The 26,479-nt window shown below is 57.5% G+C and carries 19 protein-coding genes and 3 pseudogenes; 11 read left to right on the plus strand and 11 right to left on the minus strand.

Annotation, left to right across the window (positions count from 1 at the left end; translation table 11 throughout):
- Positions 1 to 210 precede the first annotated feature (210 nt).
- Entirely contained in the window at positions 211 to 1,140 is a 930-nt protein-coding gene (locus AWB65_RS30585; RefSeq protein ID WP_087670657.1) for a hypothetical protein, read from the plus strand.
- Between the two features lie 139 nt (positions 1,141 to 1,279).
- Positions 1,280 to 1,822, plus strand: a complete 543-nt coding sequence (locus AWB65_RS30590; protein WP_087670658.1) for a hypothetical protein — start codon at positions 1,280 to 1,282, stop codon at positions 1,820 to 1,822.
- Between the two features lie 157 nt (positions 1,823 to 1,979).
- Here the strand turns inward: AWB65_RS30590 and AWB65_RS30595 are convergent.
- Positions 1,980 to 2,988 (minus strand): annotated as a pseudogene (locus tag AWB65_RS30595) (IS256 family transposase).
- Between the two features lie 1,517 nt (positions 2,989 to 4,505).
- Here AWB65_RS30595 and AWB65_RS35965 point away from each other — a divergent pair.
- From AWB65_RS35965 to AWB65_RS37780, 6 genes are all read left to right on the plus strand, one after another.
- A complete protein-coding gene (locus tag AWB65_RS35965; RefSeq protein WP_125474254.1) occupies positions 4,506 to 4,844 on the plus strand; it encodes a hypothetical protein in 339 nt (112 codons plus the stop codon).
- A gap of 98 nt (positions 4,845 to 4,942) precedes the next feature.
- The gene (locus AWB65_RS35970; RefSeq protein ID WP_125474255.1) at positions 4,943 to 5,512 is read left to right on the plus strand and encodes a hypothetical protein; all 570 of its coding nucleotides are present in this window, start codon (positions 4,943 to 4,945) and stop codon (positions 5,510 to 5,512) included.
- Between the two features lie 326 nt (positions 5,513 to 5,838).
- Positions 5,839 to 6,438, plus strand: a complete 600-nt coding sequence (locus AWB65_RS37770) for a hypothetical protein (RefSeq protein WP_327359357.1) — start codon at positions 5,839 to 5,841, stop codon at positions 6,436 to 6,438.
- Positions 6,439 to 6,618: 180 nt separating this feature from the next.
- Positions 6,619 to 6,882, plus strand: coding sequence for a hypothetical protein (locus AWB65_RS35975; protein WP_125474256.1), 264 nt, complete (start codon positions 6,619 to 6,621; stop codon positions 6,880 to 6,882).
- A 460-nt stretch (positions 6,883 to 7,342) separates the two neighbouring features.
- Positions 7,343 to 8,668, plus strand: coding sequence for a two-partner secretion domain-containing protein (locus tag AWB65_RS37775; RefSeq protein ID WP_327359359.1), 1,326 nt, complete (start codon positions 7,343 to 7,345; stop codon positions 8,666 to 8,668).
- Entirely contained in the window at positions 8,610 to 9,458 is an 849-nt protein-coding gene (locus AWB65_RS37780) for a hypothetical protein (RefSeq protein ID WP_327359361.1), read from the plus strand. The genes AWB65_RS37775 and AWB65_RS37780 overlap by 59 nt, the downstream gene beginning before the upstream one ends.
- Before the next feature lie 371 nt (positions 9,459 to 9,829).
- On the opposite strand, the pseudogene AWB65_RS36480 reads toward AWB65_RS37780, so the two are convergent.
- The 4 genes and pseudogenes from AWB65_RS36480 to AWB65_RS30620 form a co-directional block, all read right to left on the minus strand.
- A pseudogene (locus tag AWB65_RS36480) lies at positions 9,830 to 10,021 on the minus strand (hypothetical protein); the annotation flags it as partial.
- Between the two features lie 15 nt (positions 10,022 to 10,036).
- Positions 10,037 to 11,164 (minus strand): IS4 family transposase, encoded by a 1,128-nt coding sequence (locus tag AWB65_RS30615; protein ID WP_159907873.1) that lies wholly within the window; start codon positions 11,162 to 11,164, stop codon positions 10,037 to 10,039.
- On the minus strand, positions 11,109 to 11,342 hold the full coding sequence (locus AWB65_RS37940; RefSeq protein WP_374729772.1) for an IS4/Tn5 family transposase DNA-binding protein: 234 nt from the start codon (positions 11,340 to 11,342) through the stop codon (positions 11,109 to 11,111). Before AWB65_RS37940 ends, AWB65_RS30615 begins: the two co-directional genes overlap by 56 nt.
- A gap of 760 nt (positions 11,343 to 12,102) precedes the next feature.
- On the minus strand, positions 12,103 to 12,363 hold the full coding sequence (locus AWB65_RS30620) for a hypothetical protein (RefSeq protein WP_087670660.1): 261 nt from the start codon (positions 12,361 to 12,363) through the stop codon (positions 12,103 to 12,105).
- Between the two features lie 505 nt (positions 12,364 to 12,868).
- Here AWB65_RS30620 and AWB65_RS30625 point away from each other — a divergent pair.
- Positions 12,869 to 14,104, plus strand: coding sequence for a hypothetical protein (locus AWB65_RS30625; protein ID WP_087670661.1), 1,236 nt, complete (start codon positions 12,869 to 12,871; stop codon positions 14,102 to 14,104).
- Between the two features lie 68 nt (positions 14,105 to 14,172).
- Here the strand turns inward: AWB65_RS30625 and AWB65_RS30630 are convergent, their stop codons facing one another.
- The 6 genes from AWB65_RS30630 to AWB65_RS30660 form a co-directional block, all read right to left on the minus strand.
- A complete protein-coding gene (locus AWB65_RS30630; RefSeq protein WP_087670662.1) occupies positions 14,173 to 14,382 on the minus strand; it encodes a hypothetical protein in 210 nt (69 codons plus the stop codon).
- Between the two features lie 635 nt (positions 14,383 to 15,017).
- Positions 15,018 to 15,497 carry a hypothetical protein gene (locus tag AWB65_RS30640; protein WP_087670663.1) on the minus strand — a complete coding sequence of 160 codons (480 nt, stop codon included), beginning with the start codon at positions 15,495 to 15,497 and terminating at the stop codon, positions 15,018 to 15,020.
- A gap of 656 nt (positions 15,498 to 16,153) precedes the next feature.
- Positions 16,154 to 17,812 carry a glucosamine inositolphosphorylceramide transferase family protein gene (locus AWB65_RS30645; RefSeq protein WP_125474258.1) on the minus strand — a complete coding sequence of 553 codons (1,659 nt, stop codon included), beginning with the start codon at positions 17,810 to 17,812 and terminating at the stop codon, positions 16,154 to 16,156.
- A 34-nt stretch (positions 17,813 to 17,846) separates the two neighbouring features.
- Entirely contained in the window at positions 17,847 to 19,664 is a 1,818-nt protein-coding gene (glmS, locus tag AWB65_RS30650) for a glutamine--fructose-6-phosphate transaminase (isomerizing) (protein WP_087670665.1), read from the minus strand.
- A gap of 180 nt (positions 19,665 to 19,844) precedes the next feature.
- Entirely contained in the window at positions 19,845 to 20,543 is a 699-nt protein-coding gene (locus AWB65_RS30655; RefSeq protein ID WP_087670666.1) for a FadR/GntR family transcriptional regulator, read from the minus strand.
- Between the two features lie 549 nt (positions 20,544 to 21,092).
- Positions 21,093 to 22,229, minus strand: coding sequence for an MraY family glycosyltransferase (locus AWB65_RS30660; RefSeq protein WP_087670667.1), 1,137 nt, complete (start codon positions 22,227 to 22,229; stop codon positions 21,093 to 21,095).
- Positions 22,230 to 23,147: 918 nt separating this feature from the next.
- Here AWB65_RS30660 and AWB65_RS30665 point away from each other — a divergent pair.
- Complete coding sequence (locus AWB65_RS30665; protein WP_087670668.1) at positions 23,148 to 24,323, plus strand: glycosyltransferase; 1,176 nt, start codon at positions 23,148 to 23,150, stop codon at positions 24,321 to 24,323.
- A gap of 941 nt (positions 24,324 to 25,264) precedes the next feature.
- Positions 25,265 to 26,372: pseudogene (locus tag AWB65_RS30670) on the plus strand (IS110 family RNA-guided transposase).
- Positions 26,373 to 26,479: the final 107 nt, after the last annotated feature.

Genomic DNA, 26,479 nt, shown 5'->3' on the forward strand with positions numbered 1-26,479 from the left:
ATCGGCAATCGGCGGCTCGGGCGCGGATGCAGCAGCCAATGCCTGGAGCAAGCTGGGCGGCGGCTGGCGCTAAAGCCTCGTTTGTCGATGTAAAGACGCGGCGCCCGGTTTGATATCGGTCGACTGGGCTCCGCCTCACCGCAATCAAAAAAACAAACCGTTTCAAGGGATCGCAAAGCGTCGCGTTCCCCTTCATTCCGGAGAAGCATCATGATCAAGACCACTTTGCAACTCGCATGCGCGGTTCTGTTTTGTATCGGACATGCCGCGTACGCGGATACGACCGCCAATTCGTCGTCGGGTTCGACGTCCGGTTCGACGTCGGTCGGGATCGGACAGGGCGGCGGATCGAGCCTCAACAACATCGGTACCTCGGCTACCTCGTCCGCGAGCACCAACTCGGCTTCGTCTTCAGTGGGTGGCATCGGCAGCGCCAACGCATCGGGAGGATCGTCGAACGTGAACGTCTCCGTGACGATGCCGGCGATGACCGCATCGAACGGCACCTCGGGTTCGGGTGCGACAGGAAGCACGCCCGATGCCACCACGAAGGCCAGCACGGCCGGCACAAGCCCCTACGACACGCGCGCCACCGTCGACTACAACCAGAGCTCGTACTCGGTGCGCACGACGCCGTCGATTGCCGCGCCTTCGCTCACAACGACGCTGTCAGACACTTGCATGGGCTCGGCGAGCTTCGGCATTTCGGTGACGGGCTTTGGCGCAACGGGCGGCACGACGATGGTCGACCAGGCTTGCGTACGCCGTCTCGATGCACGCGAATTTCGCGCGATGGGTCTCACCGACGTAGCGCTCGCGCTCCTCTGCCAGAGTGACTCGAATCGACGCGCCGTGGAAGCGACCGGCCATCTGTGCCCGGGCACGACCGCCCCGCTCGCAAAGACAGGCGATGGCGCTACGTTCTCGGATGATGAGAAATACCGTGATCCGATCGTGCGCGCGCGGCTCGGTCTGCCGGTGACGGCCGCAAACGATTCGGCCGTGCAGATAAAGTCTCAGCGCGCGCCTGAGGTGAAGAAAAACGAAGCAGCGCCGTCCGGCCTGCTGCAAAGCGAAGTGGCTGACGTAAAGACAATCCCGGTCGAAGACCGTAAGATCCAAGTTTCGCTTGTGAAGTAAGACTTGCGAGGCCTGTCAGGCGCAATGACAACATGCGTCTTGGAGAATAAGTGCCTTAGGACGCTTCTCTCTAATTTTAGGGTTGGTCGTTGTTGCGGGACCGGAAAGCCAACCCTCGTTTTCCAATTGAGGCATCCGTATGAAGAGTCGTCCGATGCTCATGCTGCTCGCGCTGATGACAGCGGCAGGCGTGAATGCACAGGCCGCGTCGTCAAGTTCGGTCCTGTGGGCGGCGAGCCCTGCAGGCCAGCAGCCGATGCCGGGTGGGCCACCTCTCACGCTGTTGCCGTCTTCGAGCGGAGCGGTGCCGCTAAAAACCGGCGATGGCGGCAAATGCCTGCTCGTAGCGCGGCGTGGCACGCAGATCGTCGCGGTCGAATTGTCGCCCGTGGTGAACGGGCCGAAACTCGTCGGCTGGGTGCCGAAGCAGATCGATATGAACACGCTGACCTCGAAGTGGGGCTATCAGCCGGCACAGGCTAGTAGCATGGTGAGCGCGTTTAGCAATCCCGTTACGAAGTCGATCGCGAGGACGAACAAGACGAACGTGTCGTCGGGCGCAAGCGCTGAATCGTCGGCGACAGTAACCGTCAACGGCAAGACGTATCACAGATACACGCAATTCAAGGACACTTCGGCTGAGGCGTCTGCAAGCGCGTCGGATGAGTATTTTTGCGAGTAACGCTTCTTTGCCGTCGAAGTGAAGGCGACCATTGCTCATTGTTGAACGGGTCGGCGTCACGAAATCGTAATTGTGTTGGTCCTGCGACCTGCTGCCAATCACCCGCGGCGCAGGTCGGTGAGGGTATCCGGGATTTGTGTGTGAGGCGGATCAAGGCTCATAGCCCGATATTGAATCGCTCGGGGTAACGCAGCGCGAACTGTGTCATGGCGCTTTCCCAATCGTGCCGGGAGCCAGTCCACTTGCAACGACGCGTCAGACGGGAAAGTGGCCACGCGCCTTGATGATCTTGCGCAGTTGCATGTGCAGCGACTCGATCGCGTTGGTCGTGTAGACGATTTTGCGGATTTCGGGTGCGAACGCAAAGAACGGAATAACCTGCTCCCAGGCGCGTCGCCAAAGCGCGGCGATCCAGCGAATTGCGGATTAAATGCACGATGCACGTCTGCGTCGTGGTCTCGGGAAACACGGCGTTGATCGCTGCGGGGAAACCCTTGAGCCCGTCGACCACAGCAATCAGGATGTCCTGCACGCCGCGCAACTTCAAGTCGTTGACCACGCCCAGCCAGAACTTCGCCCTTTCGGTCTGCTCGATCCACAGGCCTAGCACCTCGGGCGTGCCGTCGCGTCGCACGCCCAGCGCCAGATAGATCGCCTTGTTGCGCACGACGCCTTCGTCGCGGATCTCCACGCGCAGCGCATTGAAGAACACCACCAGATACATCGCCTCGAGCGGGCGTTGCTGCCATTCGCGCACCTCATCCATCACCGAATCGGCGACCGTGCTGATGAAGTGCGGCGACACCTCGAGGGCGTACATTTCCAGTAGAAAGCCCTGGATCTCGCGCACCGTCATGCCGCGCGCGTACATCGCGATGATTTTGCTGTCGAATCCCGTAAATCGCTGCTCGCCGCGGGCGATCAGCACCGGATCGGAACGTGCCGTTACGATCCTGTGGAATGTCCAGATCGAGCGTGTCGTCGTCGGTAAGCACGCGCTTGCGGCTGCACCCGTTGCGATGGTTGGTACCGCTCTCGGGACGCGCTTCGCCATGCTCATAGCCCAGATGATGGGTCAACTCGCCGCCCAGCGCGCGTTCGGAAATCGCTTTCTTCAGCGCCGCAAGACCACACGCCTCACGGCGCTTCCGTTCATCCACAGTCACGAAATCGAGTCTTTGGCACGTGACATCGTAGCCATCGTTTTTTTTCTCCTCAAGAGAGCCCTCGCTTTCGGCGCCTAGTGGTAAGTACCGTGCCCAACTTTTGATAACGACATATAGCCCCTTTGTCGAAGGCAAATTACAACCGCCGGCAGGCGACGGTAACAATACACCATCGTGCATTAACGCCATCTACGGCTATTTTTTTCCGATTAATCTTTCAAAAACCTAACATGCGGTTGCCTTTTATGACAGGGGTGCGGATATATTTCCGACACATTCTATGGTCGATTTCTCGAACCCGCGTTGACGTGTTGCGTCTTAGACATTTTTTTAACGGACCTCTTGGATGTGTACGCTACCGCACATATCGGCCTTAAGATAATCGATAAACATTTGTCCGACCAGCGTGGACTAAGCTTTTTATTGCTTTCCCTCAAATGGACTTAGCAGTGAATGTAAGTCGGACGTTCGTTTTAATTTAATTCTCGGTAGAATTTACGAATTAAGAAAGATAACCACGATTAAATTGTAACAAGGGTTTCTTTGCCGCTTGCTTGTGAATATATTCCTCCTCATTAAAGAGCTTCCCAATATTTAATAGTAGTACGAATCAAAAGAAGCTGAATCGCTGCTCGGAAGGCCGAAGGAGATTTAAAGTGAACGGTCAATGCGTGGTGCTGAACGTGGAAAGGCAAGGGCTAAGCTGGTGTGCCGACTACACCCGCCGCATCTATGGTCGACAGCCTGTTCTTCATTTCTTCGAGATCGATCAACAAGCGCTTAGGCGGCTGCGAGCGACGGTTCGAAAATCGTTCGCTGAGCCTCTGCTCCGCGAACAGCCGTCGCCACTGAGATAGCGACTGTCCACGTCCCTTAAACGGTTTTGGAAAAACTCATCTTTCTTTTCGATCGCATTCGATCGTATTTTCGAAAAGATGACCCGTTATTTGTTATTAGGTATCCTTATAAAAAGTCTGTGCCTAGCATTTGTGTTTTGTGCGAAAAAAGGTGAAGTTTTAAGCAAGCTATTTAAATCACAAGATTTGTAACAGTGGTTTTCTTTACCTATTTCGGCGCATATATTCGTCGATAAATCAAATAAATGTATAACATTTTTACAGTTCATGTAAGCCAAACTAAACCAAAGAGGTCAGTTTGAGGCTGGAGGAAATTAAAATGCGCGGCCATTTTTCGTTTCCAAACACGATGATGCAGGCTGTTATGTATTCTGCAACTGCGCCGCTGTCATAGCGCCTTCCAGATTTAGGTGGATAACCAGTCAACTGAGCGCTTCGAGCGCCGTTTGCGTTCGTTTTGAGTTCTGACTCGATCAATCTTGATCGAGCGCCAAGCTCCTGCCACCTTGTTAGTAGAACAGTGCCGCTCGTTAAGCGTCATGGAATAGCTTTGCTTATTCGATTGAAATAAGTGCGAATCCAAGATTTTAGTCGTGAACCGGATCTGCGATTGGCGCCGTTGCAGACCCCGGAAACTCGTGCGCCTTTTTGGAGACTGCTGTGAACCGCAAACTCATCGTTGCTGCTCTCTTCACATTTGCTTCCGCCTCTGCTTTCGCCGTGTCCGGGACGCAAACAAGTTCTTCTTCTCACTCGGGCGGTGGCTCCGCCGCGACCACCACTGGCGGTATCTTCGTCGCAACGCAAGCTGGGGGGGCCAGTGCTTCGTCGTACGCACTCGCTGGCAACCTCGGCCCTGTTGGTGGCTCGACGACCGGCACAACGGCGCAGAACGGTAGCAATGCAACGGTCGGCGGCATCGGCCATGGGTCCGCTTCGGCATCGGGCGGCTCGGGTGCGAGCTCCAGCGCCAACGGATTCAACTTCAACTGGCATTAAGCGCCAGTCTGCGGTTAGACAGTCGAGCCCACGGCGGCGCACTTATAGCAATGGCGTGGGCTTGATCTCTTTTTCGTCATGGCGCGGAGGAGGTTTTCATGAAAGCGAAGCTTGTCGCTGCAGTTCTTGCGATGGCATCATCACCGCTTTTTGCTGGCGGCTATAACACTTTGACAAATACCGCGTCCGGTTCATCCGGTTCCACTGTAGCGGTGCTTGTTGGGTCAGGCGGTTTCGTCGGGACCAATACCGGTTCGACTGGTGCGACCGCTGGTGCAACAAGCGGTCCGGCCGGAACGAGCGCATCGGCGAGTTCAAACAATACAAACACTTCGACCGGAGCGGGCAGCGGCCTTGGCGGCGGTGGTGGGGTAGGCATCAATATCAGCGCGTCACAGGGTACAGGCAATTCGCCAAATAGTAGTTCCACCGCAGGAACGGTTTCGGGTGGTTATACCGGTGCACTGGCACTTGGCAATGCCGGAGCAAGTGGTGCGCTCAACACCGGTGGCGCGCATGCTGCAGCCGGAAGCAGTTCCGTTGGCAACGTTGGTGGTTCGCACTCGAACGCAAATAATTCAACCACTTCGATTGCAACTGGATCGAATGCCTCCTCTAACGGAAATTCAAATGGATCCGGTTCGACGTCGGCAGCAACTCGTCATTAAGCAGGATGGAATCGATACACTGTATTTCAGGCTGTTAAAACTATAATTGATCGTATGCATGGGCGCACACATAGTGTCGCGCTCATTTTCTTGCCGGGAGAACGGAAGTGAATAAGTCCGCCTATCGTGCGGTCTGCATCGTTGCGCTCTATAGCGCACATGCATTAGCACAGCAAACAATTCCAGTCCCAACCGGGGGGCCTGGCACGAGCCCATACGATACTCGTGCCACGATTGATTCGAACGCGAGCCAAGGGTCGTATTCGGTTCGAAATGTCCCACAGATTTCAGCGCCGCCTCTAGTGACCACGCTTCAAGACACGTGTATGGGTTCAGCGAGCTTCGGGCTCAGCGTCACCGGATTTGGCGCAACGGCAGGCACAACACGTGTTGACGAAGCCTGCGTCCGACGACTTGATGCACGCGAGTTTCGGGCCATGGGGTTGACGGATGTCGCACTGTCGCTCTTATGCCAATCAGAGGATAACCGTCGGGCAGTCGAGGCAACTGGTCACCTCTGCCCTGGGACAACAACTCCGCTGACGAAAAGCAAGCCCAAGGCTGACACGGCTTCGTTACCCGATGACGAGAAATACCGCGATCCGATTATTCGTGCGCGACTCGGACTTCCTACTGAAAATGTGACGGATTCGAAGCCTCAACCCGTTACCACAGTCAAGGACTGGAACAGTCCGAGCAAAGTCACCAAGCCGGTTCAAGCTCAGATGATCGACGCCAAGCCGATTCAAGTGCAGGTGGCCGATGGCGGTACGACCGTCGTCGCGTCACCAGCCGTCAACCCGCCAGCAGGGGACGACGCTGATGCGTTCGAGCGGAAGATCAAGAAGTATGGATGGCGCCCGGTGAGCAAGCAAAGCGCCGGGCCGGTTAAGGCCGACGGCCTTGTCGCGACCGTCATAAAATAATTCAAACTAACAAATCGAAGATGCGAAGAAGTGCGGGTCACTATTTCCGCTATCCTAATCAACCCTCTATTTGAGGCCAGGCTCATCGTTCTCCTCCGCCCGCCTCTCTTTTCTTCCGCAGGTCGTGCTTGGCTCTATGCATGGATAACTTGGGGCGCGGCATATGCTACCTTTTACCGCATGAACAAGAATCCTTCACTTGCCGTCTTGCGCTCGATGGATGAAACTTTGACACGCCATGTCGCCCTTGGCGGCTATCAAAGCGTCCAAACTTTTCAGGACATCGCGAACACCCTTTTCCTTTTGAGTCAATACGTCTTGCCAGACCGAGAAATGCAGAAGGTTCGTATGGCAAGCGGCTGGATGGCTATGGATCGACCGGAGGTAGCTGGGCCACTTTTACTCGAAGCTTTACAAGCATTAGGTAGCCGTTCGTTTGAATGAAAATCTCAAAAAGCGAATTTTTTCCTGGCGCCACGGCGGGGTTTCCTTGGCAGGCAACATAGGGCGAATAACCAGAGGTCTCGAGACATAGGTATTGCTACAATTCGCTATATCATATTACATACCCATATTAGCGATTTGCAGCGAGATGAGAACGTATCCGGTTATCGCTGCGGAAAGCTCGCAAGAACGGCGCCGAGCAGATGCCGCGGCTCTAATCCTGGCAGGAAGAAATAGCAAAGCGCATGGGCGATTGTGTCGGACTCATCGCCTGTCCATTCCAAATCCTTGCGCATGAAAGTGAATTGCTGGGCGGTAAACAGGACGTGCTGCTGTCCGTTCTACGACAGGGAGTCGGCACGCTTGGTAGCTGGGATGAACGCCGCCCTCCCTTTGAGGAGCTTGGCACGTGGCCTACGGAATAGTCAAGCGTAATGGTTAGCAAAATCGACACCCGAAAATGTGGACCCAAGCACAAGCCTTGACCGTTACACTCAGAAAGCGCCCGTATCGGTATCAAATTGCCCTGACGCCGATCGCAGCGGTTGTAGGATGCAGTTCAGGTGCGTTCGCAGCGGGACCGCTCCCCCAAGGCGGACATTTCACAGCAGGACAAGGCTTGATCGCGACTCAAGCGGGATCTGTGCGCGTGTCACAGACGACATCGCGTGGCGTGATCGACTGGAACAGCTTCTCGATCGGCAACGGCAATAGCGTCGTCATTAACAACGGCACCGGCGCAACGCTCAATCGCGTGACGGGTAGCAGCTTCTCAGCAATTGACGGCGCACTCAGCGCAACCGGTAGCGTCTATCTGATCAACCCGCAGGGTGTTGTCGTCGGGTCAAGCGGTGTCGTATCGACGGGCGGGCGCTTCGTGGCCTCAGGTCTCGCCGTCGACCCCGCTGCGTTCATGGCCGGCGGCGACCTAACGCTCAAAGGCGGCGGCAATGGTGTCGTCGTCAATCTCGGCAAGATCAGTTCGAGTGGCGGCGATGTCTTTTTGATCGCCCGCAATCGAGTGGATAATCAAGGCCAGATCAGCGCGCCCAAGGGAACAGCCGAATTTGCTGCCGGAAACCAGGTGCTGCTGCATGACAGCACCAGCGGGCCTCAGGTATTCGTCCAGACAGGCAACCACGGCAGCACGTCAAACACCGGCACGATCGATGCCGCGCAGATCAGCCTGCAAGCGGCCGACGGCAACGTCTTCGCGCTCGCCGGCCGCAACAGCCAACTGCGCGCGACGGGCACCGCCACTCGCGACGGTCACGTGTGGCTTGTTGCGGATCGCGGTGCAGTGAGCGCGCAGGGCAACATCGTGACGTCGAATGCGAACGGCGGCGCCGGCGCGCTCGACGTGAACGGTACAGGCTTGCAATTCGATACCGTGAACATCCACGCTTCGCAGTGGAACATCACGACGCCCGCTTATTCGGCCGGCCCTCTTTCCGTGGCCGTGCTTGCGCGAACGTTGTCGCGCGGAACGTCGATATCAGTCAACACGACGGGTACGACCGGCGACATCAATGTTCTTTCGACGTTGCGATGGACCGGTAACGCGTCGCTCTCGCTCAACGCGCGGCGTTCGGTCACGATCGGCCCTCTCGCGACCGTCGGCAACACCGGCGCGGGTAACTTGACTCTACGCGCCGACGCGCTAGGAAGCAAACGGCGGAAGCGTCACGAATCGCGGCACCATCGACTGGTCGCATGGAACGGGTGTTGTGGCGGCGCTTTTCGACGCCAACGGCACGTACACCGGTGGGACCGTCAAGCTCAATAACGCATGGGTTCCGGCGCCATTTAGTGGCTTGCGCTCGCAACTCACCGCGTATCGGCTCGTCAATACCGTAGCGGATCTGCAGAACGTATCAAACAATCTCGCGGGCACGTACGCGCTCGGCAAGGATATCGATTTCTCCGGGTCGAGCGCGGCATTCAGCGGCGTGGGTGGTGCGACCAACGCAGCCTTCACAGGCCAGTTCGACGGCATGGGTCACGCGATCCGCAACGTGAATCTCCAGGTCGCCGCTGATTCGCAGACCTATCTCGCGCTGTTTGGCGTGATCGGTACCAGAGGCGTGGTGCGTAACCTTGGCGTGGAGAACGCGTACGCGAACGGCTGGTACTCGGGGCCGGTTGCCATCCTCGCAGGTTTGAACCAGGGGCTCATCAGCTACTCCCATAGCTCGGGCACGTCATCACAAAGCTGGGACGGCTCGGGGTCCGCCGGGCTCGTGGCACGCAACGACGGCACCATTCAGCGCTCGTCGAGCACCGCAAGCGTCTTCGGAATGGACGCGGTCGGCGGTCTCGCAGTGATCAACAACGGGCTGATCGTTCAGTCGTTTCGCGGCAGGCAATATCGGCGGAGGGTCGCGCTCCTATGCGGGCGGTCTCGTTGCCACCAACAATGGGACAATCACGCAATCCTATTCGACCGCCAGCGCATCGGTGGTCTCCGCCGGAGGCATTGCGGGCAGCAATTCCGGTACGATCAGCGAATCCTTCTCCACGTCGCCCTTCAATCTGAATTCGTTCCCGCCGGATGGCGGCGGTATTGCGCTCAATAACAGCGGGACGATCGGCAACAATGTCTTCTGGAATGCGCAGACCACCACCGCACATGGCGTGATCAGCGGCACGCCGGTCCCCGACAAGAACGGTTTCACGACGGCGCAGATGAGCGTCGCGTCGAACTTTGGACCGACATGGGACTTTGGCTCGACTGGTACTTGGGCGATGCCCGCAGGCGCAACACATCCGATGCTCCGCTGGCAGACTCAGCCATAAGCAAACTGTCTACTGTCTAATATGCCACCCGCCCGCCGAAGCTGTTTCCGGATGAGTTGATCGATCAACTGCTGGCTCAGGTGCAGAACAAGGATGCCGAGTCGATTCTCGGCGAATCGGGCCTGCCTGCTCAAGAAGCAACTCGCCGAATGATCCAGTTGCGAAGCGTCTCGCGCGACATCCTCTCGCGCGACATCCCCATCTTCGAGGCGATCGAGCGGATCGCCGCCCCCTGCGTTTGGTACTCGTGTTGGTGCTCAAACACCATCCGCACCGCCCGCTCCCGCACCTCATCCGAATATCGCGTCCCAGTGGGCTTCCTTACCTTGCTTTCGTTTTCCATACTTCAAATCTCCAATTACAGCCAAGATCCGAAGTCTCCTACATTCCCGGCGCGGTTCAGTTTGATTTCCGCCTGTGTTAATACCAGTTCTGGTGGCGCGTCAGGCATCGCCCGGTTGATCATCGTGATCCAGAAGATTCGCCAACTCAGAATACAGAAGATCGCGACAAGGTTGGCGAGTCGATCCGCCGTTCGCAGCCTTGACTCTTCCGCCTTGCAGCCCGATTTCAGGATTTTGTGGAATGTCTCAATCTTCCAGCGCATCGCGTACCAGTCCAGCTTCTCGATCGCGTCCTGGCGCGATGTGACCGGCAAGTCTGTGATCAGTTTCCACTCGATTCGCTGCCTGTCAATTGGCTCGGTGCGCTCTTGTGCGTGTATCATAGTTAGGCGCAGCGCCGGGTAGCGACTTTGCTTGCCGATGGGCGGCAACACGCTGATCCGTCGATATCTGATCTCGAGAACCGCCTCCGCGACGCGCCCCCTGTTGTCCGTAGTCTGGACGCGGTGTAAGCCTTTGATGCACGCCTCGTCCATCTCGTCTGCAATGGTGTGCTCGCCGTTACCCGCGAGGCGGTCAACGCAGGTACGGACAAGAAAGTGCGTCCCCACGTCCTGAGCCGTACAAAACAGCTCGTAAATGTCACTTTCGCGATCTCCGATGTGAACGCATCGCTGCGGATCGCCGAAGAGTTCGGTCGATTCCCTCAAATTCTGCAGCCAGCGATAGCTTTCCTTCTCTTCAATCGGTACCCGTGTAGGGTTGATGGTCTTCTTCAGTGCATTGCAACCCTTGAATTTGCTTCGCGTCCAGAACTTTACCGCGGCAACGCCCAGCGGTACGCTCTGCGTTGTACCGGCAAGACTTGAATGCATTAGCATTCCGCATCCTGTCAAAGGGGTCCGCCGCCTATCGTCATCTCTGACACTGCCGCATTTCCCGGTGACGCCGATGAGCTCCGGTCGATCTCGCTGATACGAGAATGTCGTCGTATCCTGAAGTACCAGTACAGGCCCTTCCGAACTAGCAAACCGCTCTCGGGTTGCTTGAAAATGTCCGCTTAGGATGTCCTGTTCGCTGACGCGGTCATTGGAGAGAAGCCGGTAAGCAAGCCGTGGTGTTAGCCCAGTCTTGGCATGCATATGGAATACTTTGACCCATGCTTCCCCACAGTCTTTCGAGTAAGATTCGGAACCGCTTGCCCAGACGTTGGTCCTGGAAACAACATTCCGAGACCTCATGATCTAGCCACGTGTCTTCGTCCGTCGCAACTTGGCAAACACTGTCTTGTTGATAACTGGACTCACGGTTTCTGATCATGATATTTCAATAGGTATCCTAATTTAATGACGCTAACAGAATTCAAAGGGAGAATGTGGTTAATTGGAAGCGCGGCACGGCCGTCTTGATCTACGCCATCTGAGACGCCAAAGCCTGGGCGCCGCGTCGATGCAGTTTGCAATCTCGGCATAGTCATACGCCCGAGTCAGATGTTCGTCGATATACGGCTTATCTGCGGGATCGAGCGAATGATTGATACTTCTGTATGAAAATACGTCTCCGGACGACGCTTCGACCTGATAATTCGGCCGATGCCCTTCTCCGAGCGTTCCAAAGCGAACTCGGCTGGCTCTTCCTCCATATATGTCCATGCGGAGACGAACGTCCCACAAGTAATCCTCGGCGAAGTTGTTGGGTCCCAGCTCGGCTTTGGCATTGCTCTCCTTTTGTATCACAAGGTGGCTGCGCGGGCGAGCACATATCTGAGGCTGTGCCTTGTCCCAACATTTCCGATCAGTGTCGCGTGGGAAAACAAACCGAGCGCGCCGGGCAACGCATAGCGAATACACTGGGACGTCCTATGAAATCGGTCTGCTTTTGTGTCGTTCAACAGGCGTCGCAATCAGCCGCACGCCCCACATCCAAGCATTTGCCCATTGCCTAGCGCGTGCCATCTCTTCTGGCGTCTGAGCCGCGATGAATCGCTCGATCGCTGAAATCATTCGGCGCCGCGCGTACAACTTGATGGAATCAGCGGTTTTCATATTCTTCGCAAGTGGTCAGTCGCGCTAACCAAGATTCAAAAGCTGTCAGGCGAGGCAAGTTCAATGCTCAACACGCCTTGGAGACTGTATTCGCCCGTGAGTTTCACCCACGCGGCCGACTCGGTGGCGGCGTGAATAATTGGGGCGAACGAACCGCCACGTCCTACAACACAAAAGACGAACGTCGTAGTGACAGCAGGAGCAAGGTGAGCAGCAAGTGCGCGGTCCATGATTTTGTTTTCCTTGTTGTAAGCCAATGACAGGCGACTGAATGATTGTTTTTTTTGCTCGCGCATTCAGTGTTTCGGCCCACATTTGGGCGGTTAATTCCTCCATCAAATAAGTCGTCTCGGTTAGCTTTCGCGTGACTCGTTCTTTATCTGTGCGCTCGAAGTCTTGAAATACAAAATAACCTGCGAATTTGCAGCCTCTGAGCGACGTGACGAAATAGACGGCGGAGCGCGCATCAGGCAATGTCGACAAGGCCGACAAGGCGGAGCACATGTTCCCGCGATGCTTTACTTGCTCGAGTCACCCGATGCCAACTAAAAATCGAAGGTCCGATAACACTTGTCCCCTTTTCATCACGGCAGCGCACAAGATGGGTGTTGTCTCATACCTGCGGATCGGAAACTGATGGCTCGTCTAGGCCGCATGGTTCGACGTCGTACAAACAGTGTGCTTAAGTTCGTGCAGACTTCGCGCTTGAACAGATCCACGTGCGGCACAGCCGTCCCCGGATCTAATGAAGGCGCTCGTAAAACCTGCTTTTCGGCGCATTATTTCTAAAAGAGAACTAAAATGAGCACGATTCCAGCGTCCGTGTCGTTGCCGGTAAAAAAGAACGTCATGTTGGAGATTTTCTTTTCCATCATGATGTTCATCATGGTTTTATTTTACTGGATTGGCAAGGAGCCAGATTCTTTTCAGGGAATTAGCCTGCCATTCGATATATCTTATTTGATTATTGGCTTGGTTTCAGGGATCGGTGTTCTACTGTTTTTCCGTCGTAAACTGGCTTTTACAAAGGGTCAACTCGTTTTCGTGAGCGCGACCCTGTTGACGCCATTTCCCGGTCTTATCGGACTCATCGTCCATAATCCGGAACTGGCGCAATGGAACCAGCACATCATGATTGAATCGACGATTCACGACACCATGATGGGATTCCGGCCGGCCATCACCCAATGCGTCATATTTTTGTTTTGCGCTCCGGTCTTCGCGAGATTTATGGGCAAGATAATGATGTCCGCCATTACGATCGCCATCGCATTTCACGTGGTGTGGGGCATCGCTCAGGTGGCATTTCCCATTAATCCGTCGCTTCTGGAAAAACTTCCCATTCTATCGGTCGGCATCTGCTGGGAATCGGGAGAAATGTGCGCCAACACGGTGCGGGCGGTCGGATTGACGCCCAACCCGTTTTTCTTTTCGTTTTTATTATCTTCGTACGCGGCACTCTATGTGCGCAGATGGAATGGCTGGCAGGGAAAAATGGGCTTGCTCCTGTCATGCCTTTCTATCAGCCGCTCTTTCATCATTGCAGCCTTTATCGTGCTGGCTTCGCGCCTGACGCTTCGTAATATCTTGTTTTTGCTTCTGGTCGTGGCAGTTCCCGCGTATCTATACTCCGATTTGTTTTCGTCGATTCTCGGCGCCCGATTTGCTGACGACATCAGCTACGCCAGCCGCTCGTCCACCAATATGCTGGCCCTGGAAGAGTTTTTCTTGAACGGCAACATCTTCGGTATCGGCTTCACGCATCCGTACTTCACGGATTCGACCTTTGCCACGCTGCTGCTGAGTGGGGGCGTCGGCTCGGTTCTGCTTTATGTCACCGGGTGGCTTGCGTTTTTCAAGACCTGGTACAAGTCGATGCCGCCCGTCGAGCGACGCGTCATCGTAGGATTCGCCCTCTCGTTTTTCATTCTTCAGATGCTGGTGGGCTCGGCTGATGCGCAGCCGGGCGAATTATTGTTTTTCGTAGCCTATTGGAATTCGATCTTTAATCCCTATAAGCGTACAGACGCTCGTTAAGGATTGGATCGATTCGTCATGCCGATGCGGGACGACATGAGCACGTCGTCGCGCCTTGCCGGCCAACGTCAGCCGAAGCAATCAGGCGGCGCAAGCTCAATGCTCGCAACGCCTTGCAGCCTGTATTCGCTCACGAGTTTCGCCCATGCGGCCGGCTCGTCGGCGACATGGATGATCGGAGCGAATGAGCCGCCGCGCGCGACCACGCAAAAGACGAACGTGGTATCGACAATGGGGGCAAGGTGAGCGGCGAGTGCGCGATTCGTAGTTTTCGTCATCGTTGGCGCGTGGCACGAGTACGCATCGGTGTTTGGTTTCGCTGACGTGTTTGGTCTTTCGTCCTGCACATGCGGAATCATTGCGGTTTCCCGGACCCAGTTCCAAGCCGGATCGCCTAAAACGACGCTGACGCCAGCGCAGACAAGTCGAAGCGGAAAGCGCTCGCGATGACCGGCGCGGTTAGGCAACCTTCACGCAATGCTATGAGAGACGCGACGCAGAAGCCCTGCAGCACGTCTCGTGCGCACCAGAAAGCCTGCCATGCGGTCATCGATACAGCATTGACTCGTTGACGCTCTCCGCGTTTCGACCCAACGATCAAATGTCCCTTACTATGCCAGACGACTTCAGCCAAGGCCACATCAAACGCTAACGATTCTACTTACGCGCGTGCTGCTCCTGCATAATCTCGACCTGCTTGGGCACGCGATACACCACGATGTAACTCGGCCTAACGACCATCTCACGCGTGCCCTTTACACGCCCGGCTAGGTAGCGGTTCGAATAAGTCGCAAGCGTATCGACGCGCTCATGGATCGCCTGTGAAGCTCAACGGCGGCGCCCGGATTGTCTTCTCTGATGTAATTGACGATCAGCAGCAACTGATCGATGGCACGCGGCAGCCACCAGACGATCATGCACCGCCTTTGCGCTTGGCCTCCTCCTGGATCTCAGCGACTTTCGTATCAAGGAGTGCCATCGCTTGCTCGTGCGTGATCTTTTCGACGTTTGGATCGTCGGCTTCGGCGAGCGCCTGCCGCATGTCTGCTTCGAACTCGGCGTCACGCTCGGCACATTCGTGCCTTGCTTGCATGTCGGCCGACTGGTCGGGACGGGCCCAGGCGCGCGGCTTTGGCGCATTGGCGTCCCAGCCTTCGAGCGCGAAACGGCCGGTCGCCACGCCCAACTGACGCACGAGTTTAAGCGCCTGGCCGGGATCGCGAAACGCGCGGCGTTCGCGACCGTTGGACGTGCCGAGCTCCACTAAGCCCGATTCGCGCGTCTCCAGTTCGATATAGAACGAGTCTTTATCGGCTCGAAGGATGGCTGACAGCACGCCGCCAGCCTTCACAGCGGCACTGGCTTGAGCAAAGTCGAACAATGCGCGAGGCATGGCAATCTCCGGCTATATCTGATGGATATTCAGTATTGTAAGCACGCTATGCTCAAACCTCCGATGTCCCGCGCGGATATTGTCTGCGCAATTCCCGTGGTTTCAGCTTCTGTGTGCAGCGTCCCGCAGAAGGTGCGCCGCTTTGCCTCTAAAGTCGGCATCAAATAGGTAAAACGAAGACCGGCGTGGCAATCATTCCTCGATTGACTTCCACACAGTCGTTAGCGCTTTCTAATTGAATTACCGTAAGGTTTCCTTATGAGCACAACCATAATAATTTCTATAATTTCAGCATGGCTTATCATCGTTCTTTTTCTTTGCGCGTTGGTTCGACGCGGCGCAATTCGAGAACGCGAACAGTACAACAGGCTTGTCATACTGAGAGACATAAAAGGTCAGAGCGAATCGGAGTTGAACTACTGGGGATCGGTGAAGAGTGACAGTCTTAAAAGCGTTCGCGCAGACTGGCCAGAAGATTACGATCCGACAGGGCGAACGCATTGATTTGATGCAGATGGACCATCAGCTAAAACCGAGCGATCGGTTTCAGCTTTCTTCGTTTATTGCTTTGCCGGTGCGCAGACTGGCGATATCGCTGACACGTGCGCGGGGACATGATTGACACTTTCAGGCATCGAGATGCCCGAAGGCCGCTCTTAAGCCGCTTTCTCCCGCGTCCGCATCTTCATCCCATCGATGAAAGTCAGCCGTCCGGTGCGATTGAATGTGTGAACGCGATCGATACTCGCATCCCAGTTCGCCTCGATACGGCTCACGGGCGTTTCCGTGTAAGTCGTTTCGTCGATCACGTCGATACGTTGAAACGACATCGCCCGCCCGTACTTCCCGCTGCAATCCTGCGCCGGCCGATACCACTGTCCCTGATGCTCGAAGATATTCCCGCCGGGCCGAGCCGATCGGATATCTGACACGATCGGATTACAAGGATGCGGATGCCAATCCTGCGTCAGCAGCGAATCCGACCAGAACAAAAACAGCTCATCGGAGAGCGGCGCATGCTCGCTTTCCCGCATGCAGGCGAAGAGCCAGTACTTGCCGTCCTGACGCCAGATCGTCGTATCGACGGCCATGACGTCGTCCATCAGGTTCATGACGTGCTCCCACTGATCCGGAAAACGCGTGCAGCGATAAATCTCGATCGCTTTGCTCTCGTTCGTCTCCGGAATCATGTAGAGCTCGCCGTTCTCTTCGATCATGAACGGATATGACAGATGATACGGCCGCTCCAGAATCTTGACGGGTGGCAAGACCGGTTGATCGTTTTCATCGAAACGGATAACCGACAGATGTCCCCGGTTCTTCGAATACTCGAGCTCTTCGATAAACACCGCATACTCGCCATTTCTTTCGACAACGAACGGGTCCGCCCAAAAGCGGTCCTTCGGCGGCAGCAGTTCCTTGAACTCGAAAAGACGATCGGGCAAGTCACCTTCCTTGCCGAAGTGATACAGCAGCATCCATTGTTCGAAGGTGCGCAGGCTGCTCGCCTTCTTCGCGGCGGTGCGCGCCAGCAACTGGCCGATGAACTTGCCATAGCCGCCGCTCGTCTTCGGGTCGGCGATTTTCTCGCCGGAATAGAAGGTCGGAACCGCTTCGGCCTTCGTGTACTTCATCCGGAAGTTTTCCACGCCGATCTGCTTCAGCTCGCGCAACTTGCGCGGCGCGAACGACAGCGTCTTCCAGTAGCAATGGCTGCGGTTCCGGTGAATCGAAACCGGATACGTCATCGACCACGATCTTTGCAGCATATGCTCGCGCTCCCCGGCGCGGGTCTGGAACTGCAAGGCTGAGGCCGTCGTCGTCCTGTCGAGCAGGATATCCCACACGCCGACGGGTCCCGCGCGCTCGACAGGCTCATCGCCATGTCGATACGACCAGATGCCGCACGAAGCGGTATCGAAGATCTCGCCGCACGGACGCAGCGGCCCAAGCCGCAGGAAAACCGTGATGCCGTATCCCGAGATTCGCGTCAAATCGCGCACATCGAAATGGTCACCGCATTCCTTGCTTTCCACTTCGACGTTCAACGTCGGCACGTTCGGCAGCGTCGCCGTCAGGGGCCTGGTCTCGAACGCGTCGTGGCTCACCTTGACGAGCCGCTTGTCGAGCGCCATCCACAGCGACAACAGCCACGGATTCGCCTGCGGCGCGGGCTTTGGCTGCGGCCGATACGTGTACTTGACGACGAGCGCGATCTCGATGCCCTCCTCGGCCTCGATCAGCCCCACCATGTGATTTACCCATGCCGGGACCGCCAAGTCGTCGACGAGAAGTCCAACCCTTATCGTGCTCATCGTTGATTGTCTTCGTGGAACCCAAAAGCGCGCATCATTCCACCGTCACCGATTTGGCGAGATTGCGCGGCTTGTCGACATCGGTGCCGCGCGTGCACGCCGTGTGATACGCGAGCAGCTGGAACGGCAACACGTGCAGGATCGGCGACAATGGCCCGTAGTACTCCGGCATCTGGATGACGCGCAGGCCTTCCTCGTTCTGCAGGTGTGCGTCGGCATCGGCGAAAACGTACACCTGGCCCTTGCGCGCGCGCACTTCCTGGATGTTCGACTTGAGCTTTTCCAGCAAGCCGTCGTTCGGTGCCGTCACGATGACCGGCATCGCTTCGGTTACGAGCGCGAGCGGTCCGTGCTTCAGTTCGCCGGCGGGATACCCTTCGGCGTGGATATATGAGATTTCCTTAAGCTTCAGCGCGCCTTCCATCGCGATCGGATAGTGCGATCCGCGGCCGAGGAAAATGGCGTCGTCGGTACGCGCGAGTTCATGCGCCCACGCAATAATCTGCGGTTCGCGTGCAAGCACGCTTTGCAGCGCCGTCGAAAGGCCCGAGAGCTGCGTCCGGTACTCGGCTTCCTGCTGCTCGTCGACGTATCCGCGCGAGCGGCCGAGCGTCACTGCGAGCAGGAACAGCGCGACGAGCTGCGTGGTGAACGCCTTCGTCGATGCGACACCGATCTCCGCGCCCGCTTGCGTGATGAACGACCAGCGCGACTGACGCACCATTGCGCTCGTCCCGACGTTGCAGATCGCGAGCGTGTGCTCATGACCCAGCGACTGCGCATGCATTAGGGCGCCGAGCGTATCGGCGGTTTCGCCCGATTGCGAGATCGGCACGACGAGCGTGTTCTTGCCCGGGATCGTCTCGCGGTAACGGTATTCGCTGGAAATCTCGACTTGCGTCGGAATCTTCGCAATCGATTCGAACCACGTCTTCGCGGTCATCGCGGAGTAGTGGCTCGTGCCGCAGCCGAGCAGCAGGATGCGGTCGATCGGCGCGAACGCGCGCGGATCGGATGCGCCGAAGAGCGTCGCATCGAACGCGCTCTTGCGGGGGAACGTCTTCGCGACGGCGAGCGGCTGCTCGAAAATTTCCTTCTGCATGAAGTGGCGATACGGCCCGAGCGCTGCTTCTGCCGGCGGATGGCGCAGCGTGCGTGCTTCGCGCACGACCAGCTCGCCGTCGCGATTCATGATGCGGTTGCCGTTGCAGGAGAGATCGGCGATGTCGCCGTCCTGGAGGAACACGAAGCGGTCGGTGACGTCCGACAGCGCGAGTGGGTCCGATGCCAGGAACGATTCCGTGCCGCTCAGCCCGATCACGAGCGGCGAGCCGTATCGTGCACCGACCACGCGACCCGGTTCCGACTTGCAGAACACGGCGATCGCATAGGCGCCCTGCAGCTCGGTCACGGCACGACGCACGGCGTCCGCCAGATCGCCCTCGTAGTGGCTGTGGATCAAGTGGGCGATGACTTCCGTGTCCGTCTGGCTCGCGAACTCATAGCCCGCGGCGCTCAGCGAAACCTTCAGCGCCTCGAAATTTTCGATGATGCCGTTGTGAACGATCGCGACCTCGTCCTTCGAGAAGATCGGATGTGCGTTCTGCGTCGCCGGTGCGCCGTGCGTGGCCCAGCGCGTATGCGCGATACCCGTTGCGCCTTCGACACCCGTTTCGCGAACCTCTTGATCCAACGAGCGAACGCGCGTCAGGCTGCGCACGCGATGGGGCGCGCCGTTCCGAAGCACGGCGACGCCGCACGAGTCATAGCCGCGATATTCCAGACGCCGCAAGCCTTCGAGCAATACCGGAACGATGTTGCGTTCCGCGACCCCCGCCACGATTCCACACATATTCGTCCTCCGACGATTGGTTTGGTCCGCTTCGCGAATCAGCGCTGCTGGCAACATCGCGTGGACTTTTTTAAAGCATGACGTGTTGCGCGAAAGCGGTCCGTTGCTTTGCGCATACTTTTTGTTTCCAAGGTATCCGGACGGAAATTATCCGGTTTAAACCATCCCCGCTTGCTCAAATCAAACCGCTTCACCAAGCAGTTGATCGGCGCTATGGCTCAGGAGCTCTATCATCGCGGCCTTCGCGGCATTCGCATCGCTTGCTTCGATCGCGCGTACGACGTTGCCGTAATCCGCGATATTTGAATCGTGCGAGAGCGTCTGCATGTGCGAGATCGGGCGCATGGCTCTCAAGCCCATCCGCACGACCCTACCCATTTGGCGGAGCAACTCGTCGCCACTCGCATCAACGATCGCTGCCTGCAGCGCGTCTTCGGCGGCTTGCTGAACGGCGATGTCGGCGCCTGCGTGCGCTAGGTTCTGATACGCGGCGGCGATCGCGATGCGCTGATGCCGGTTCGCACGCGTCGCCGCGAGCGCGGATGCACGCGGATCGACGAGCTTGCGGAACTCGATCAGTCCGCGCAGATATTCGGGATCGGGCGTAGCGCGCATGCGCCACTCGGCCACTTCATGATCGATGATCAGCCAGTCTTTTGCGGGCTTGATGCGCGTGCCCGTCTTGGGACGGACATCAAGCATCCGGCGCGAGATCAGGACGCTGAGTGCTTCGCGCATGATGGCGCGGCTGACACCGATCTTTTTCGACAGGATGACCTGCGGAGGAAGCACATTGCCTTCGTAGTCGCCATTGATGATGCCTGTCGCCAGTTGGTTGACCACTCGCTTGACGAGGGATGCTTCATAACCGTGGTTCATTTTTGTTCTCGTGGTATCGCCCGGCGCGCCAGGGTGCTTGCCGCTCTAGAGCGGTTGATCGTTAGTGCTTTTTTAGGCTGGCGCGATGGTCTCCTGCATGTCCCCATGCGGCGTATCGTGCTGCCCCGCAACCGGCGCGCGTCCGCTCGCCGTTCTTGTGAATGACGTTTGGTTCGTAAGCGATAAAGCGTCTCCCCACGGTCCGCCGCTGTCTTGCGTGCGCTGTGAAGCGCTGGCGCTCAAAAGTGGTTTTAATCGGGCTTGGGGCACGGTAAATAAGACTGTTTCGCCGTGCTCGTATGTAACGATATGTTGCAGCGAGATACTCCGGCTTAACGTACGTCCTCACACACTGATCGCTTATTGAACTGAGGAACAACACTGCAATGTTCGCGTCCCCGCTCGTGGAACGCGCGCTTGGATGCAAGTAGGAGATGAGCGAGCGGATCGAGTGACACAGGGATGTATGTATCCGTAACTCTTCAGCGGCTTGATGTAAAGAGAAAGACGCAAACCGGGCGCCGCATGGCTGCGGCGCCCTCGATTCAATCAATGACGCGGACGCTCTGCGCCACGCGGCGCGACGACCGGCGCCTGCGCCGTGATCATCATCCAGCGCGGCGACTTGAAGTGCACGATCGCCACATAGAGCCGCACGTAGACTATGACGAACGCGATGGTCGCCGCAGCGAGCGCGACAGGCGTGTCCCAGAAGAACGTCGCGGGCGCGATGCCGACCAGGCTTAGCACCCACAGATAAACCGAGGTGCACGAGTTACGCAGCGCGCGCTGGCGCAGGTTGTTCGCATCGAGGCCTTTGCGCACGACACGTCGATACACGAGCGTATGCAGATGAAGTCCGTCGGGCTGGCCGGCTGGCCGGCCGCGCACGATCTTGCGGCGATAGATCGAGAATAGCGTCTCGAAGACCGGATAGACCGCAACGGCCATCGCGTACCACGCCGACACGCCGGGATTGCGCGCGATTAACAGGACTAACAGTTCCGCCATGATGAAGCCGACGAAGTAAGCGCCGCCGTCGCCGAGGAAGACCGAAGGCACCGGGAAGTTCCAGAGCACGAATCCGCCGATCGCGCCGATCATCGTCAGCGCGATGCTCATCACGAGGTAGTCGTTGACGCTATGAGCCACATAGCCGATCGACGCGAAGATCAGAATCGTCGTCACCGATGCGAGACCGTTGAAACCGTCGATGATGTTAACCGCGTTCGTCAGCCCTGCGACGCCGAGCATCGTGAAAGCGATGCCGATCGGCACGTAGCGCAGCCACTGATCGACGAGCGGCAGGTCGACGCGCGTGAGCGTCGCGTGCATCACGAGGCAGGCCGCGAGCGCCGAGGCCAGCGCGCACAGGAGGCGCACGCTCGGGCTCACGCGCTTCGTCATGTCCTCGATCACACCGCCCGCGAACGCCGGCACGGCGCACAACAGGAGCAGCAGCTGGCCCATTCCGGAATCGGTCGCCCAGACCGGTTGCGCAAAAATCGTGACGGCCGTAGCGCAGGCGATGCCAACGCCACCGATTCGGGGCACCGCATAAGCGTGGTTTTTCTGGATGCCGCGCAGGTCGTGGTCCATCGAGAGCGACCCGTGCAAACCCGAACTTCGAACGATAAAAAAGATAACCAAAAATGAGACTACAAAGCCAAGCGCAAGATTCAGCATCTCTGTGCCACTCCAAAGATTAACGGAGAAATTCTTATATTTCTTGTCGCTTGAACGAATCGGTGGGACAAGGTTGGTGAATGCACACCGTCTCTCATTTGGGGTGTCGCCTCTATGGCATTCCCAACACAACCTTGGCGGGATCGTTTTATGAGCCGACAAATCAGCGTAAATGCTGAGGACGGGATAACAGTTTTTTCGTTAGGCATCACCGGGAAACCGTTTAAAAGCCATCGGCAACCCCTGCTTAAGAGAATGGGGATTACGGGCGTGTATATGAAAAGACAATTGCGCATGTTGAACCCATGTTGAAAGGACGTGAGCACACATCGGCCCGGAAAACAAGACGCCGATTAACTCGAAAGTCAAGGCTGTTGCGAAGGATAGCTATGCTGTGATGCTAAGCGCATGACAGCGGCGTAATCGTTCTGTGAAAGAAGTTGCAACCGCCGGACGCCCTGTTCGAATCAAGTTGTTGGGCCACTGTCAAATCTTTTCGTCCGTCAGAGTGCGCCTATTTTTAAGCTACCCATGCCTGTTTTGGTAATCGCCCGTCTCTCCGACCGGGCGCGATAATCGGCGGTGGAATTCGACTCGCATGATGCACCCGAACGCTATCAGTATTTCGATTCGTCCTACGAGCGGCACGGCACATAAGTTTTGCTACGACCCACGAACCATGATCGCTTTACCTCATTTGTATAACCAAAAAATTACGTCCCCATGTGTGTTGGATGCCGAACGGTGAAGCAACGCTCCGATCACTTAGCCTTCCACTGGTCTTATCGTCCTATCGAATCCAATTAGAAAGAGCGCGATAGGAGAACGAAGGCTAATTAGAAACCCGCTGCTGGTTCATCCAGTCGAGAATAAAAAGGCAGGTTTCACATCACCGGATGCGCGCTCCGTGCAAACACAATGAAGATCGTCCATATAATCTCGGGCCTCGGTGTGGGCGGCGCCGAAACGCTGCTGCTGAACCTCGTTCTGGAGTCGCGCACAGGCGGCGACAGGCATGTCGTCATTTCTTTGTCGTCGCTGGATGTCATGGCGGAGCGTCTGCGTGCCGCTGGCGCCGATGTCAAATTCCTGTGCATGCGGCCGGGTGCGCCGAATCCGCTGATTCTGGTCAAGCTCGCCCGGTGGATCGTCGACGCGCGTCCCGACGTCGTTCAGACGTGGATGTATCACGGCGATATTTTCGGCGGCGTCGCGGCGCTGCTCGCGCGGCTGATGTTTCGGGTCCGCGGCACGCGTCAAAAGTTCGCGCTCGTTTGGGGAATTCACCGAACCGAAGTGCCGACGCCCAAGGTCGGGCGCTTTCTGCATTCGCTTGCGCGAATCGGCGCGTTGACTTCCAATCAAATGCCGGACTCGGTCATTTGCTGCGCCAACGCATCGTACGAGACACACGTCGCGTATGGTTACGATCCCACTAGGATGCGCGTGATTCATAACGGCTTCGACGTTCGCAAGTTCGTGCCGGATGCCGCCGCCCGGGCCGCGCTGCTCGACGCACTCGACCTGCCTTCGCGCTCGATTCTGATCGGCATCGTCGGGCGTTCCAATCCGGCAAAAGATTACGACAACTTTTTGCGTGCGGCCGCGCTGCTTCGTCAGCGCGTATCGGACTGTCATTTCGTGATGGTCGGCAAGGACGTCGATGCGGGCAACACGACGCTCGCGCGGCGCGCGAGCGAACTCGGCCTGACGGGCGTGTGTCACATGCTCGGCGCCCGCCACGACCTCCATCGACTGATGCCGGCGTTCGACATCCTGTGCCTCTCGTCGCGTACGGAAGGCTTGCCGACGGTCGTCGGTGAAGCGATGGCGTGCGGAGTTCCGTGCGTGGTGACGGATGTCGGCGATACAGGCCAACTTGTTGGCGATACCGGTTTGGTGGTACCGCCGCGCGATCCCGTCAAGCTGGCGCATGCGCTCGGAGAAATGGCGACGCTGAGTCTCGAGCAGCGCAAGAAGCTGGGCGCTCGCGCGCGCCAGCGGATCGTCGAATCGTTTTCGATATCGGTGTGCTGGCAAAAGTATAGGGAGATGTACGCGACGTTGCTGCGCGCGAAAGGCGTGACGCGCTGAGCGTCACGCCATCAAACTAGACATCATGTATGGGTGCGACGTGAGGTCGCATAAAGGATTGTTTCAGCTGGCCTGTGCCAGAGAGGAAACCGGCTGTTCCGTCAGCCGTACCCTACCGGCGCATGCGATCTCGGTAACGAGGTGGTGTGAAGCCGCCGGGACAACGTAACCTGCACGAGAGTGCGGCATTGACCCCGTGAGGGAGAGATGCTTTCTATCAGCATCGGATGGATAAGGTGCCAGGGTGAGCAGTACGGTTAGTGAAAGCGAATCACCGATAAACGTCGTCAAATGTAGTAAGCCAAAGATGCTGTGAGGCTTAAGCCAAAAGGCATGCAATCGGATAGCTCCTTCCATACTGGGGCTACACGGACAGCGGATTGCCGGCGAATAGGTGGAACCTAACCTGCTCGTGTCTTTTATGCGGAACACGGTAAGTCCGATTCTCCGCCATAGCTTGAGGATGTTGAAGCGATGGCAGGTGGCTCGCGAGGGGAACTGTTGGGGGAGCGGATATGAGAACGCGGAGCAAGCGAATGGCGACCTGTAATGGGTCGTATAGGGGTTCAAGATTTGCCCCGACCTGAAAAGGTGCAGACTTCCGCGTGGTGCAGCTGTCGCAGGTCCACGTTTGAGATTCATTGAGGGGAAGCTTGTGAGAGACCGGCAGCACTACGGTTCAGCGCCCTTCGTCTCAGCGATGAGGCGAATCAACAGCGTGATGCTTGCGAAGGGCCCGTGCAACTGGCGAGACCGGCGTCAGTGCGACGCTTCATGCTGTGCTCGAGCCGTATGCGGGGAAAGCTCGCACGTACGGTTCTTCGGGGGCTGCGTTTCCGAGAGGAAACGCGGCTACCCAATACCTGCCGCACCTCAAGGTACGCGGATTAAGCTTGAGGTAGGTTACGCCGCGGCTCAGAGCCGCATTGAGGGGGCAGGTCATGAACAAGTTTAGCAAGTACGTGGGCCTGGATGTACATCAGGAAACGATTGCCGGGGCAGTCGCCGACATGGCTGGCGAGGTGCGGTATAAGGGCGAGATAGTGAACACGCCCGAGGCCATTGCGAAAGTGGTGGGACAGCTCAAGCGCGGCACGGGACGGATGGCGTTTTGCTACGAAGCCGGCCCCTGCGGGTACACGATTTGCCGACAGTTGCGGCAGCTCAAGCTGGACTGCCAAGTCGTGGCGCCGTCGCTGATTCCGAAGAAGCCGGGCGAACGCGTGAAGACCGACCGACGCGATGCCCTAAGTCTGGCGCGCCTGCACCGCGCTGGCGAGTTGAGCCCCGTGTGGATTCCGGACGAGGCAGGAGGCGTTGCGCGATCTGACCCGTGCGCGTGAGGACATGAAGCATCTGCAACGTCAGGCCAAGCAACGGCTGTTGTCGTTTCTGTCGCGCCACGGCCATCGCTACGCGGGCCGCTCAAGGTGGACGCAAGCGCACTGGCGCTGGCTGGAGGGCATCAAGTTCGCCCGGCCGGAGCAACAGATCGTGCCGCAGGAGTATATCGACACAGTTCAGGCCTGTGGCGGGCGCGTGGCCAGCCTCGACCGCGAAGTCGAGACGGCCGCGCACGCGAACGCAGTTTGGCCGGTTATCGAGGCGTTGATGGCGCTGCGCGGCATCGGTCTGCTCGCGGCTGTAACGGTGGTAGCGGAACTCGGTGATCTCGCACGGTTTTCCGGCGCGCCGCAACTGATGGCCTATCTTGGCTTGGTGCCTAGCGAACACTCCAGCGGCAAGCGCGAGCGTCGCGGCGGCATCACCAAGACCGGCAACGGACACGTCCGGCGGGTACTCATCGAAGCCGCGTGGACGTATCGTCATGCCGCACGAAAGACCGCGATCCTGCAGCGGCGCGCAGAACGTACGCCCCCCGAGGTCCAAGAGATCGCCTGGTCGGCGCAAAAGCGGCTGTGACAGCGGTTTCGAAACTTAATGGCACGGGGCAAGCTCAAGAACCAGGTCTGTACCGCTATTGCGCGCGAACTCGTCGGCTTTATCTGGGCTATCGGGCAACACGTCTTCCCCCTCAGCCGAGCTTAGCCGGCATGAGAAGATCGAGCACGCAACAGGATGTTTGGGCCAGGACCAGGCAACGGTGGGAGAACCCTCGTCGAACACTAGGAGGCAACTGGAAACAGCATAACCCT

It is taken from the genome of Caballeronia humi (genome assembly GCF_001544475.1).
Classification (GTDB): Bacteria; Pseudomonadota; Gammaproteobacteria; order Burkholderiales; family Burkholderiaceae; genus Caballeronia; species Caballeronia humi.